Origin of the sequence: Christensenella tenuis (genome assembly GCF_014287795.1) — a bacterium.
Taxonomy (GTDB): Bacteria; Bacillota; Clostridia; order Christensenellales; family Christensenellaceae; genus Christensenella; species Christensenella tenuis.
This window is the reverse complement of the sequence record NZ_JACOON010000006.1, coordinates 168,975-181,448: the sequence shown is the minus strand read 5'-3', so window position 1 is coordinate 181,448 and position 12,474 is coordinate 168,975. Positions and strand designations below refer to the sequence as shown.

18 protein-coding genes are annotated in these 12,474 nt (G+C 52.1%); 3 read left to right on the top strand and 15 right to left on the bottom strand.

Translation table 11 applies throughout. From position 1 onward, the window contains the following. Window positions 1–21: 21 nt before the first annotated feature. From H8S18_RS11825 to H8S18_RS11780, 10 genes are all read right to left on the bottom strand, one after another. Entirely contained in the window at window positions 22–489 is a 468-nt protein-coding gene (locus tag H8S18_RS11825) for a hypothetical protein (protein WP_186858475.1), read from the bottom strand. Continuing rightward, complete coding sequence (locus tag H8S18_RS11820; protein WP_186858474.1) at window positions 479–862, bottom strand: type IV pilus modification PilV family protein; 384 nt, start codon at window positions 860–862, stop codon at window positions 479–481. Before H8S18_RS11820 ends, H8S18_RS11825 begins: the two co-directional genes overlap by 11 nt. 2 nt (window positions 863–864) lie before the next feature. After that, window positions 865–1,347, bottom strand: coding sequence for a DUF4860 domain-containing protein (locus tag H8S18_RS11815; protein WP_186858473.1), 483 nt, complete (start codon window positions 1,345–1,347; stop codon window positions 865–867). Beyond that, entirely contained in the window at window positions 1,347–1,697 is a 351-nt protein-coding gene (locus tag H8S18_RS11810) for a hypothetical protein (RefSeq protein ID WP_186858472.1), read from the bottom strand. Before H8S18_RS11810 ends, H8S18_RS11815 begins: the two co-directional genes overlap by 1 nt. 12 nt (window positions 1,698–1,709) lie before the next feature. Continuing rightward, window positions 1,710–2,750 (bottom strand): type II secretion system F family protein, encoded by a 1,041-nt coding sequence (locus tag H8S18_RS11805; RefSeq protein ID WP_186858471.1) that lies wholly within the window; start codon window positions 2,748–2,750, stop codon window positions 1,710–1,712. A gap of 18 nt (window positions 2,751–2,768) precedes the next feature. Beyond that, window positions 2,769–3,728: a transglutaminase-like domain-containing protein gene (locus H8S18_RS11800; RefSeq protein ID WP_243165142.1), complete on the bottom strand. Its 960-nt coding sequence runs from the start codon at window positions 3,726–3,728 to the stop codon at window positions 2,769–2,771. Between the two features lie 294 nt (window positions 3,729–4,022). Continuing rightward, complete coding sequence (locus H8S18_RS11795) at window positions 4,023–5,279, bottom strand: cation:proton antiporter (RefSeq protein WP_186858470.1); 1,257 nt, start codon at window positions 5,277–5,279, stop codon at window positions 4,023–4,025. Between the two features lie 141 nt (window positions 5,280–5,420). Further along, entirely contained in the window at window positions 5,421–5,636 is a 216-nt protein-coding gene (locus tag H8S18_RS11790) for a DUF3006 domain-containing protein (RefSeq protein WP_186858469.1), read from the bottom strand. A 49-nt stretch (window positions 5,637–5,685) separates the two neighbouring features. Beyond that, the gene (locus H8S18_RS11785; protein ID WP_186858468.1) at window positions 5,686–6,735 is read right to left on the bottom strand and encodes a DUF2776 family protein; all 1,050 of its coding nucleotides are present in this window, start codon (window positions 6,733–6,735) and stop codon (window positions 5,686–5,688) included. Between the two features lie 345 nt (window positions 6,736–7,080). After that, window positions 7,081–7,344: a glutaredoxin family protein gene (locus H8S18_RS11780; protein WP_186858467.1), complete on the bottom strand. Its 264-nt coding sequence runs from the start codon at window positions 7,342–7,344 to the stop codon at window positions 7,081–7,083. Between the two features lie 114 nt (window positions 7,345–7,458). Between H8S18_RS11780 and H8S18_RS11775 the strand changes: the two genes are divergently transcribed. The 3 genes from H8S18_RS11775 (at window position 7,459) to H8S18_RS11765 (ending at window position 9,465) form a co-directional block, all read left to right on the top strand. Further along, window positions 7,459–7,782 carry an MGMT family protein gene (locus H8S18_RS11775; RefSeq protein WP_186858466.1) on the top strand — a complete coding sequence of 108 codons (324 nt, stop codon included), beginning with the start codon at window positions 7,459–7,461 and terminating at the stop codon, window positions 7,780–7,782. Between the two features lie 23 nt (window positions 7,783–7,805). Continuing rightward, a complete protein-coding gene (gene mscL, locus H8S18_RS11770; protein WP_186858465.1) occupies window positions 7,806–8,276 on the top strand; it encodes a large conductance mechanosensitive channel protein MscL in 471 nt (156 codons plus the stop codon). 772 nt (window positions 8,277–9,048) lie between these two features. Next, the gene (locus tag H8S18_RS11765; RefSeq protein ID WP_186858464.1) at window positions 9,049–9,465 is read left to right on the top strand and encodes an RrF2 family transcriptional regulator; all 417 of its coding nucleotides are present in this window, start codon (window positions 9,049–9,051) and stop codon (window positions 9,463–9,465) included. Between the two features lie 203 nt (window positions 9,466–9,668). Here the strand turns inward: H8S18_RS11765 and H8S18_RS11760 are convergent, their stop codons facing one another. The 5 genes from H8S18_RS11760 to H8S18_RS11740 all read right to left on the bottom strand — a co-directional run bounded on the left by H8S18_RS11760 (window position 9,669) and on the right by H8S18_RS11740 (window position 12,354). Then, window positions 9,669–9,848: a hypothetical protein gene (locus H8S18_RS11760; protein WP_186858463.1), complete on the bottom strand. Its 180-nt coding sequence runs from the start codon at window positions 9,846–9,848 to the stop codon at window positions 9,669–9,671. A gap of 60 nt (window positions 9,849–9,908) precedes the next feature. Then, on the bottom strand, window positions 9,909–10,394 hold the full coding sequence (locus H8S18_RS11755) for an amino acid permease (RefSeq protein ID WP_186858462.1): 486 nt from the start codon (window positions 10,392–10,394) through the stop codon (window positions 9,909–9,911). Further along, window positions 10,391–10,492 (bottom strand): hypothetical protein, encoded by a 102-nt coding sequence (locus tag H8S18_RS15130; protein ID WP_407926968.1) that lies wholly within the window; start codon window positions 10,490–10,492, stop codon window positions 10,391–10,393. Before H8S18_RS15130 ends, H8S18_RS11755 begins: the two co-directional genes overlap by 4 nt. A gap of 59 nt (window positions 10,493–10,551) precedes the next feature. Further along, window positions 10,552–12,024 carry a polyphosphate:AMP phosphotransferase gene (gene pap, locus H8S18_RS11745; protein ID WP_186858461.1) on the bottom strand — a complete coding sequence of 491 codons (1,473 nt, stop codon included), beginning with the start codon at window positions 12,022–12,024 and terminating at the stop codon, window positions 10,552–10,554. A gap of 87 nt (window positions 12,025–12,111) precedes the next feature. Continuing rightward, the gene (locus H8S18_RS11740) at window positions 12,112–12,354 is read right to left on the bottom strand and encodes a helix-turn-helix domain-containing protein (protein WP_186858460.1); all 243 of its coding nucleotides are present in this window, start codon (window positions 12,352–12,354) and stop codon (window positions 12,112–12,114) included. Window positions 12,355–12,474 lie beyond the last annotated feature (120 nt).

Here is a 12,474-nt window from a genome sequence, read left to right as displayed (position 1 = left end):
GGGAAATCCCGGTCCGGCGTTTTAATCCATAGATAAAAGAGCCGTTTCCCGCTTTGTCTCCGGATAGGGCAGCGCCTGCACCTGCCAGAGGACGCGCTCCCAGCTGCCGTCGGGCAAGCCGTCCGGGCCCAGCGCAAAGCGTATTTGCACATGGAGTTCACGCGTATCGTCTACGGGTTGCGTAAAGCCCACAAGCACGCCGCCGTCCTGCTTTTCCACCGTATATCCATTCCCAAAGAGGCTGGCCTCCCAGCCGGGTTCTCCTGCGGCCGCCGCCAACTGTGCAAGGCGCTGCTCCGCGGCCAGGTCGGCGTCATAATAAGAACGCGCCGCCTGCGCCGTTTTTTGCGCAAGCGTAAGGCCCGCCTGTGCGGATGTGAGGGAAAGTGCAGCGAACGTGGTCAGGCACAAAATCACGAATACCGCGAGGATGGAAACGCCGCCGATGCCGATGCCCACTCCGGCAGGCCGGGTATGTTTATCCTTCATATGCCGGCCCCCCATATCTCGCCGTATCTACGGAAAAAAGCCCGGCGCCGTTTTTGGCAACCGAAAGATGCGCCGAAAGAAGTCCATCCTTTTCCATAATCCAGGTGTTCAGCACATATACAGCCCCTTCCGCGTTCTCCAAGGGCTTAAACTCCGCATCATAAAACATTTCGCTTTCCGGAAGCTTCCCGGTTGCACGGAATGTTTCCGCGGTTTCCTGCACAAGCATAACGGCCGCCGCCAGATCCGCGCTTTCATTGCCGAGTATTTTTGCCTTTGCGAACATAGTTGCGCATACGGCCGCCGCGATGGAAAAAAACAATATGATTATGACAAGTTCCAGCAGAAACAGCCTGCCCTTCGATTTCCCCATTGCTATCCCCGCTGCGGTGCTGCTTTCGCGCACACCGCGCTTTCAAATTCGTTGCCCTGCGTATCCGTCACCCCAATTTGCAGGAGGGGTCCGTCCTGCGAGAGGCGCAGTTCGGAAAGATCCGTAACCGGCTGGCCATAAGCCGCGTTGATTTCCACACCCGTTTCAACGGTTGCTTCCATCAGCTTGCCTCCGCTGACGAAGATCCAGGTCTCATAGTCTTTCCCGTTTGCGGAAGAAGACAACACCAGCGCGTCGCCGCCCTCCATCCCAGCGATGGAAAATCCGCCTGAACCGTCCGCCTGCCGTACTTTTTCCGTCAGGTACACGAGGGAGCTGCGCATATTGCAGCCTGCCGACAGCTCGGACGAGATGCCTTTGTATACGTTTGCGCCCAAAATCACTACAAAAAGGGAAAGTACTGCAAACACGCAAAACAGGGAAAGCGCAAACACGATATCTACGGTATGCTGCTTCCGGTTCATCAGAATCCCTCTTTCCTTTCACCCGCCGGAAATACAAAAATTTCAGGCATCAGGTTTTCGCCAACGGGGTTTAAATGGTAGGAATACCGCCGCGTATCCACAACCAGCCCATAGTGTTCCTGCAGGTAGGCGACGTCCTGCGGGTAACGGCCTTCAATGGCGTAGCACTGGACGGCCGCCCTGCGTACAGCTTCTTCCGCGGTTGCGCGTTCCTGTGCGCGTGCGGACAGGGATACGTCTGAAACGGCGAACACCACGACCAAAAAAACCATGGCGAAACATAGAGCGGGAACCAAGATTTTCCACGGCGCCGCGTGTTTTTTCCGGTTGGCTGCGAATATGTTGCGCATCACGAAACCTCCTTACCCGATTGCAGACATCACGCCGAGGAGCGGCAGCATCACCGCAAGAAGGATCATCCCGACGATAATGGAGAGCACTGCGACAAGCGTCGGCTCGAGCGCGGAAACAATGGCCTCCATCCGCCGCGCCGCTTCTTCCTCATACCGTCCGGCAATGCGGTCCATCACGCTGTCCAGCGTACCGGTTTTAAATCCCACGGAAATCATTTTTCCGTAAAGGCCGGAAAACATGCCCGCTTCCTGCGTTGCATCCGCAAATCCCATGCCCTTCGCCATTTTTTGCTTCATCAAGGCGATTTTCCGGCGGCTTCGTTTATCCTCGACCAATTCTCCCGCCATTGAAAGCGCCTCATCCACATCCATTCCGCTCCCAAGCATCATCGCCATGGCGGAGGCAAACCTGCCAGAGGAAACGGCGGCGGAGGTTTTTTTGAATAAACGCGCCCGGATGGCAGCAAGGAAATCCCTGCCGCGCTTTTGCGTACGCAGGATAAAAAACAGGGCGGCCAGTGCCGCGGCGGCGATAATAATCACTGCCGTATACCGGCTTATCGCGTTGCCAAATTGCAAAAGGCCCTGTACAAAGCCGGACATCTCGCTCCCAAGGCCGCGGAACACTTCCTGGAACACAGGGAGCACTTGGGTGAGGATGACGAGAACCACGGCAACCATCATAACGATCATCACCAGGGGATAGGCAACGGAACTTTTGATGTTGCGCGCGAGGGCCTCCTGCCGTCCATAGTAGGCGGCAAGGGAAGAGAGAACCTGCTCGAGCCTGCCCGAAGTTTCACCGATCTCCACCATCTGCGCCATATAATGCGGAAACTTGCCGGATGCGCGCAGCGCAGCCGCGAACGTTCCTCCCGCGCCCACTGCGTCCGCAAGTTCCATGGTGATACGGAATCCTTCTGCGTGTTCCAGGCCTTCGCCAATCACGAGAAGACCTTCCTCAAGGGAAATACCGGCCCCCATGGTATAAGCGAGCTGTTCGCAGAAAACTGCGATTTCACTGTTTGTCAACTTTGTAGTTCCTGCCATAAAACCGTTCCTCCGGCCTTAATAATAGTACATGGCATTGTACTGGTCGCCGTCGCCCGTATACTTTTCTTTGTCTCCGCTTGACGCGGCGAGCGTGGGATCCATGCGAACCCAATCCGTACCGTCAAAATAAATAATATTGTCGATCCAACCTTTCCCCTCGATGTATACGCTGATCCACGCGTGGTAAATTTCCTTGCCGCCCGTGGTCACGTAGCCGGTCACAAGCCGGGTGGGAATGCGCTGGGAGCGCAGCATAGCCGTCATAAGGGAGGCATAGTCAAAGCAGATCCCCTTTTTAGCGTCGAGGGTTTCATCGATATCAGGCAAATAGCCGGTTTCGTTTGCCACAGCGTCCGCCTTATCGTAATCATAAGCAATGGTATCGATCACATAGTCATATACCCGTGCAATAACGTCAAGATCGTCCGCAGCGCCTTCCGCAAGCGCAGCGCCCAGCGCCACCGCCGCGCTTTGCGGCGTAAAATTCACGTACTGGTTAGGGTAAAGGTAGGGCAGGAATTCGTTTTCCAAAACGACCTCCGCCGTACCTCCCGCCGCCACGGCGTACTTGTCGCCGTCAATATTTTCCAGAATGGAAAACCGATAGGAACCGTCCCCGCAGTTTAAGGGGAACACATCCTGCCGTTCTGCGCAAAGGTCATAATTGTAAGTGGCCCCGCCGCAGGAGACCTGGAATTTTACTTTTTCACTGTCCCCTGTATACAATGCGCAGACATAACCCTGCGATACGTTTGACAGATCGATCACAGCGGGAGCGGAACCAATCACCTGCGCTCCCGGCGCCTCGGGGACAAGGACGACAGGCTCGCTGCTGCGCAGGCCCGTTTTAACGGTGCTGCCAGCGGAAGCTTGGGCGCCGGAAGGCTGTGCGCCGCTGCACGCGGCAGCCGCGACTACCATAAGAGCCAGCGCCGTGCTGAGAAAAAGTTTTATGAATTTCGACCGCCACCTCATTAAATACCTTCTAAATAATGTATTGTTTATGTTTAGTATAAACGATCAAACCTTTAATGTAAAGCAAGGCAGGGCGTGAAAACGGTTAAATTTCGGTCCATAAGCCGAGAAAATCGTTTGCCGGATCGGGAAAAAACATTGCCTCAGAAATGGACGCGCGGCAGGCAAAACGATGCGAAAGCAAAATGCCCGCAGCCCTTAAAAACCGGTTCGGGCAGAGCTGCGCACGGGCGGTTTTGGGCAAACAAAAACGGAGCGTTGGCTTTGCTCCGTTTTATGCGGCAAGACAAAATATTATGATTGGTTCTGCGCCTCTGCCGGCTTAGGCGGGGAAAGGGCAGGTTCCTCATTGCCTGTGCCGCCGCCTTTTTTCTTCCTTTTCCCAAAGGAGAGCTTCAAGAGGATGGGCGAGAGGATTGTCGTTACCACAACCACAATGACTACCGGGCCAAACAAAAGAGGCGACATCAGGCCCACAGCCGCACCCTTATTGGCGACAATGAGCGCAACCTCGCCGCGCGACACCATGCCGCAGCCAATTTGCAGGGATTCCTTATTGCTAAAGCCGACGATTTTGGCCCCAAGTCCGCAGCCGACAATCTTCGTGATGATGGCTACACCGAGCAGCGCAAACGCGAATACCACAATCATCATACTCATATCCGTAAGTACGACGGAAAGGCCCACGCTCGCAAAGAAAATAGGCGAGAGCAGCGTATAGGAAAGCGTCTCAAACCGTGACGCCATATATTTTGCGTGACTGGTGTTGGAAAGGATCAGGCCCGCGATAAACGCGCCCGTGATATCCGCGACGCCGAACCATTCCTCCGCGCAGAAGGACATCAGAAGGCAGATAACGAACGCCATGACCACAAAACGGCGGTGGTCGTCAATGTGGCGGTCGGACCATTTTTTGAACAGGATATAGGTGACAAAACCCACGCCGATGGCGAATGCGAAAAAGCCGACGATTTTGAGGAGAACGATGCCCACCGCCACGGATGGATCCGCAAGGCTGGTAATTACCGTAAGGGCAATGATGCCGAGGATATCGTCAATCACGGCTGCGCCAAGGATTGTGATGCCAACCTGGCTGTTCAGCTTACCCATTTCTTTCAGCGTTTCTACAGTGATGCTGACGGACGTTGCCGTGAGGATAACGCCGATAAACACATTTTGCAGGAAGTGGTTGGTTTCAAGGTCGGTCTGGATGATGGACGGGTTGTTGAATACGCCCGCAACCGCAAAACCGACCACAAGCGGAACCACCACGCCGAGCGCCGCAATAATAAAGGAGGCCTTTCCCGCTTTTTTAAGCTGGTGGATATCAGACTCCATACCCGCGGAGAACATCAGCACAATTACGCCGATTTCGGAAAGGGCCTTGATAAAGTTCGTGTTGTCAATGATGCCAAGACAGGCAGGGCCGAGAATGATGCCCGCGAGCAGCGCGCCCACAACCTGCGGCATTTTGAACTTGCGGGTCACAAGCCCAAGGAGTTTGGTGCTCAGCAGGATGAGCGCCAGATCGAGTAAATATTTGTAATCCATATGTCCACTTCCAAACTAAAAATTTATCGAACGGCCGAGGGCCGGTTCATTCCCATACCAACCTATATATTATACCTCCCGCCCCGGGAAAAGCAACCACTAATTTAAACAAAAAAAGACCCGCGGGAAAACGGGTATTTTTTATTCGTTTGTCGCTGCCCTGTGGAACAGCTTCTCCGCTCTGGCTTTGAGTTTGCTCCTGCGCCGGGCCGTCTCCGTGTCATCTACAAAAACGGAAATCACATCGCCTTCCCGCGCCTCCGGGGGAAGCGCGTTTCCCGGAAGGGAAACCGTGCTGCCGTCCTCAAGCTCCACGACGGCGCGGCCTTCTTCAAAACGGTCTATGATATAGCGCATACTTTCCACCTCCGCTCTATAGCTATTCTAGCATAGCGCCGGGTAAAAATCACGCCTGGGATTTGGAGGTGCCCGATTCGAGGATGGAAACAATGGCGAACAACGTAAAGCATACCGCGCCCAGCCCCACCATAATATGAGCGGGAACGAAGAAATTTGTATTTGCGTAGGATGCTTCAAACAGGAACGCCGCGAGGAACAAGCAGGAAAGGGCAGTCATCACAGGAATCATGGGAATACGTTTTGAGAGCGGCGCGTTCCGCCGCCATACGGACGCAAGCAGCAATACTTTACTCGAGATACTGTAGCAAATAAGACCAAGGCCGATGAGGACAAAGCCGGGAGCGACAGCCGCCGCGCTGTATGGATTCATAATGAGGATGCCCCAAATGATGCATGCGGTTCCCAGCACGGCAACCATGACGCTCCATTTCCAGCGCTCCGGCTGGCCGAATTGGTTCTGAATCTGCCGCAGGATGGTTGCCACGAGGGCAATAAGGCTCGCGCACACAAGGCCGAGCCCCACCATCACGTGCCCCGCCACGAAATCCGGGGTTGTATCTCCGGAAAGAAGCATGCATCCGCGAATGATTGCGACCGCCGCGCAAATGACGGGAATGGCGAAATATACGCCGCAGGTTCCCTTGGAATAGCCGCCGGAGACCGCCTGCCCATAGGCCAGATTAGCCGAGTTTTGCGGGATCATTGAAAATTTTCCGGAAGAAAGGGCAACTGTCGCCACGCAGCAAGCGATAAGGCCCACGCCGAATACGACGTTGCCGGATACGTAATCCGCAGACATACCGCCGGATGTAAATAAAGCAATGCCGCAGCCCGCCGCGCCGATGCCCGCCGCATAACCGAGCAGCGGGTAAAAGATCCGGTCCGCGCGGTTAAAGCGCTTGATGATCTGGCGTATAATCGTCGCCGCAGTGGAAAACAGCGCGATACAGATCGCCGTCAGGGAAATCAACACGTTGCCCGCGATCCTATAACCGTCGCCAATGCCCATTCCCCGGACGTAGAGGCCAAAGCCGAAACAAATCGCGCCCATAATGAGTGGAATGGCACGGAAGAATACACTGATTTTTAGATTCATAACCTTCACCCCATAAAAAATATTTCGTGAAAACGGATGCTTTTATCATAACCGCGGCATATTGGCGTAACATTAAAAAAGGCTTTTCCCACAGCGGAAAAAAACCTTTGTTGTCACGAAATACCAAATGAATGAAGAGCCCGCCGCAGCGAACCGCCCTGCGTTCCGCTTTCCATAGAACGCGCGGGCTTTTCGCATACTCCGTTGCTGCCCCATTTTCCTTCCTGATGGAATCTTACGCGCTCCCAGCCTGTATGCCTTCCGCTGCCCCGCGCACACTGCGCGCGCCACTCGCGTTTGCGGAGCGTCAGGCATCCGCCAAGCTTGTGCTTATGGGCATTCGAATCACTTCAAAGCTTCAGTAAATACACATTCCACTTTATCTTTGGTGGGAACGCCCTCGTGGATCTTCACATCGTCCACGAAGAACGTAGGAACATACCAATAATCATACCCCTGCGTTTTTCCGGCCTCGCGGTTTTCCTCGATCACTTCAACGTCTACCTGGTTATATTCGGGATGCTCTTTTTTCAGCTCATCCATCAATTCAAACGCGCGCCTGCAATGCGGGCAGCCGTCGAGCACCATCATTTTCACATGTTTTGCCATATTTCATCCTCTCTTCCGAATTTCATATTTTAATAAAGATACCCATAGCGGCACTTTTTTAAACCCTTCTTTTGCGGTATAATTGTGCTGAATAATCAAAGGAGATACAAAGGATTGAATTTTTTCGAGACTGTGTATACAATGGTAAGTAAGATACCGCGCGGAAGGGTCGCCACCTATGGGCAGATCGCGCGTCTCGCGGGCAATCCGCGCGCGTCGCGCATTGTGGGATGTGCGCTGCATACGTGTCCTGCATCCAGCGGAATTCCGTGCCATCGGGTAGTGAACCGGGAGGGGCGGCTCGCCCCGGCGGATGCGTTCGGCGGCCCGGAGGTGCAAAGAAGCCTGCTCGAAGCGGAGGGCGTTCCCGTAAGCGGGGAAGGCTGTGTAGATTTGAAGAACTATTGCTGGGACGGCAGGGAACACGCCCCGGAATAAGTGATAAAAAGGAGAGAGAAAGCATGGCTGGAAAAAAGAAAAAAGGACTCATACAGGAATTTAAGGAATTCATCTCGCGCGGAAGCGTGATCGATCTCGCGGTCGGTGTAATCATTGGTACTGCGTTTACGGCGATCGTCAATTCGTTGGTGAACGATATCGTAATGCCGTTGATTGGCCTGATGACGGGTGGGCTTGATTTTTCAATGTTCAATATTAAGCTCACTGAAGATTCCGCCCTCATGCTGGGTTCGTTTATTGGGGCGGTTATCAACTTCCTGCTGATCGCCCTTGTGATCTTTTTGGTTGTGAAGGGAATTAACAGCGTTCACCTGAAAAAGCCCGAACCGGAAGAGCCGGAAAAGGAACCCCGCCTGTGCCCGTACTGCAGGACGGAGATCGCGGACGATGCAACGCGCTGCCCCCACTGCACGTCGATCCTGCCGGATGACGCATGTGTTGATAAAGCGGTGGCCGAAGCACAAACAAAATAATTTATTTTGGATTTTGAAGCATGCATAAAAATGCCGAAGTCCGTTTCGGCATTTTTATGTATGCGGAATGCATGGCTGTTCCATCCGCTGCGGCAGAAGCATATCCTTACCGCCCCGCGCCGCGTTCGCCTGCACCGTTTTATTCTTCGTGATATAGCCTGGACAGGGAAGAGGCATGTTGCGGGAACAGGGCAAACGTGCTATGATGAGGCAGCGGTTATGAAAAGAAAAAACAGATAGGGAATGCCATACCTGTATCATTGCGATAATACGCATTAAAAAATAAAATCCGCAAAAAATGATGCGGATTTTTTTATTTTTTATCATTTTAGCGGGGAATTCATCTTTTTTAAAATGAAACCAAACGGATTTACAGACAGTTTCAGATGGAATGATTGACATCAAAGGTTTGCGATGATATATTACTCTAGAAAAGTATTGTTTGATTTTTGCTTTTTAAATCGCTTAATGCGTATTATCGCAATAAAACGCGTGAACCGCCGATTATTTTTCGGAGGATTTGGATATGGAAGAGCGAAAGGGGAATGGATCTGGAAATATGACATCGCGTAGTAAATAAAATTCATATGAAATGAATGTATTGAAGACAACGCGATAGAAATATGCAGCAAAAAATAAAATACAGTTGAATTATAAAAGGAGAAACGGGCAAAGTCAATAATAAAAGAGACGGTGCGTATATTAAAATACAGAAGCGTTTCGCTTTTAAAAGTATACAATGATGGCAAAATAAAAAAGAAAGGTAAGACACATGAAAATTACAACAATCTATGCGGCGAGGATATTAGGCTATATTACGATGAAAGGAAACGCATTGACGACGGCGGGGGAAATTGTGGAAAATGTGGATATTTCCTACCAGTATTGCCTGAAAGTAATGAATGAGATGAAACGTGCGGGCATACTCGTTTCGGAACAGGGCTGTAAAGGCGGATACCGGATGAAAAAAAGGCCGGAAGATGTGAGCGTTTATGAGATTCTCGACCTGTTTGAGTATAACCATTCCAATGAAAATGACAGGGAAGAACTGAAAAGAGACCCATTCAGCCGTTTTATGAAGCAAATTTATGAAGAAGCGGCGAAGAACCTCAAGCGGTTTACCATTGCGGATGTTTATGGGAAAGAAAATGAAAAAATGATGCAGGAAGAAATGGCTGTAGCAGAGTAAGTAGCAGGAGCGGCAAAAAAATATGGCGGAGAAATACCGGGTTCCCCGCTGGCAAGGATATCTTCCGTAAAACTGGTTGCCAATGAATTGCCGGGATGCGCGGAAAAAAGCAGCGTCAGGCGGAGTGCGGAGCCACGATAAAACGGCGGCTGTGGTTTGTATAGCCGCCGTTTTATCGTGGTTTTTACCGTGCGGAAACAGGTTCAGCTTCCCGTCTTCCGGAGATCCCTTTGTGCCGCAAGTGCGGTCCGGTACTTTTTCACGCTGTGCGCAGCGGCAATTTCTCCTACGGCCACCGCGCGGGCTACGCCGATAATCAGGGGTGTGTTCGCCGTATTTGTTCCGTCCCGCACTTCCTCGAAAAAGGTAAAAAACAGCGTCATGCACAGCAGCGCAAACGGTACGGCGGCTATGAGGAAGATACGCGCGCGCTTTCCCGCCTTTCACACGGTAGGGGCGCTCACGGTCCGGGTCCACCTGCGCAGTTTCCAGAAAGAGGGAAACAGGAAAAGACAGCACGCAAGCAAAAGATCCACGTTGAGCGCAAAAAACATCCAGAATACATCCGTGCCGCTGCCCGCCACCTCGGGTATGGCGGCAGTCGCCGGAAGAGCGGAAATCAAGATGCCATTGGTGATGTTCGTACCAAGGGGCATGCCCTCCTTTTTGCTTTTGGAGGCAAGGAAATGCGGCAGTGTGCCATACTGCGCGGCGTGTTGGGCCACATAGTTCATACCGAGCGGCCACGTAAGCATGTTGGTAATCAACGTAAACAGAAAAAGGAACCCGCATATGAGGATCAGCGGCCCGCCCGAAGCCCCGGCAAGAATGCGCAGGCTGTCGATAAACCCGCTCGCCTTGGAAAGCCCGTCTGTGAGAATGGCGACGCCAACACCAAACGTTGCAAACAGGTAAAAAGCGGTAATCAAAGACCTCTCCGGATAATTGCGCGGGGAAGCTCCTTCTTCGGGTTCTGCATATCGCTTGCATACGTCGTTACTACCTCAAACCCGATAAAGTTAAAGATGATGATGGAAATAAACGGCCCGCTCCGTACCTGCGCATACGCCTTCCGGCGATGCCTGCTTATAACCGGTTTTGTAAAGTCTCAATCATCGTTTCAAGCGTCTTTAAACGGGCATACCGCTTACAATTCGATTCCACCGCCACCCATGGAGCAAAATCCGTGTTTGTGTAGCGGAACATATCGTCCACTGCCTGCGCATATGCGTCCCATTTCTCACGGTTACGCCAATCTTCCTCCGTGATTTTCCATTGCTTTTCGGGCGTATTTTGCCGGTCTTCGAACCTTCGCAGCTGCTCGTCTTTGTCGATGGCCAGCCAGAATTTGAAAATAACCGCGCCCCATCTTACCAGCATGGATTCGAATTCGTTGATTTCGTTGTATGCCTGATTCACCCTTGCCGTGGACGTTAGCCCTTCCACGCGTTCTACCAGCACCCGCCCATACCACGTGCGGTCAAAAATCGCGAAATGCCCGGTGCGGGGCAGGGCACGCCAAAAACGCCACAGGTATTGGTGCTGCAGCTCGTCCGGCGTGGGTGCGGCAATGGGCGTGACCGCGTATCCCCGCGCGTCGAGCGCTTCCGCCACGCGCTTGATGTTGCCGCCCTTGCCCGCCGCGTCGTTGCCTTCGTAGGCCACGATCACGGGGATTTTTTTCAGGTATAGTTTGTTTTGCAGCTTAAAAAGCTTATCCTGGTATTCTTTGAGGCGTTCGCGGTACTCCTCTTCGTCTACGCTCTTTTTCAGATCAAGCTCCCCAATGCCCGTGTGGGGAAGCAGCCTGAAACAGGGATCGACCTTCGGCGCAAAGGCCGCTTTTGGCGCTCCTTCGCGCTTTTTGGCAAGCGCCTTTTCAAGGTTTTCTGCGATGGAGGAAAATACCGCCGCGCGCACATACCGCTTGTCTGTTGCAGCCACCGCGTTCCATGAGGCGTACGGGGAGTTTGTTTTTTCAATCATCGAGTCGAAAAAGTCTGTGATCTCGCCGTGGCGGTTCAGGTTTTTAAAGTCCTCTTTCGTCACCCGCCACGCCGTGCTCTTTGCCCGCTCCAAAGCTTCAAGGCGTTTTCGCTGTTCCTTCTTGCTGATGTACAGGAAATATTTGAGGATCAGACAGCCGTCGTCTGCCAGTTGACGCTCGAATCTATTTACCTCCCGGAGGCGCTGCTTCAGTTCCTCTTTGGGAAGCGGCTCCACAGACAGCGCGCTGTACCATGCGCGGTCAAAAATGGCCATGCGTCCGCGGGAGGGCATCTTTTCCGCAAAACGCGCAAGCCACGGGAGGCGCCGCTCGGAAGGCTCCGGGGGGCGCGTGTTGTATACGGTAAAACCACGTGCGTCAAAACCAACGATCAGGGAATTGGTGATCTCTCCTTTGCCCGCGGCAGAAAGCCCTTCAAAGAGAATGACCACGGGAATCTTCTCGCGGATGATTTCCTGTTGGAGCTGCGCCAGCCGGGGTTTTAATTCTTCCATCAGCGCGCCGTATTCTTCTTTCGGCATGCGCATGCCTAAATCCAGTTCTTTTAACATAGCAGTTTCCTTCTTTCTGCGAGAGAAAAATAGTAACACAACAAGATACCGCTTATGATATGTATACTACGATGAAATATTAAGAATTTACGACCCTAATAAATCGTCTGCTTTGATTTTAAAGAAATGGCTAAATGCCTTAATTTCAATATCTGTTACGAACCTTTCGCCGCTTTCGATTTGCTGAATTGCGTTCTTGTTGAGATCAATTCCCTGTAATTGCATTTGATCGGCTAATGCCCGTTGGGAAAGGCTTTTACCCTTTCGAAGCAGTTTGATTTTGGGGCCGCAAACATTTAAGCTTCCATCAACATTTTTATTTTTAAACATGTCTGGATACAAACCTCAATTTTGACCTTTAGTGCTTGTTATTAGTGTAAGTATATGTTAATATTGTGCGCGGAATGACATTCAATAAAGGTCAAAATAAATCTAATTACATGAGGTATC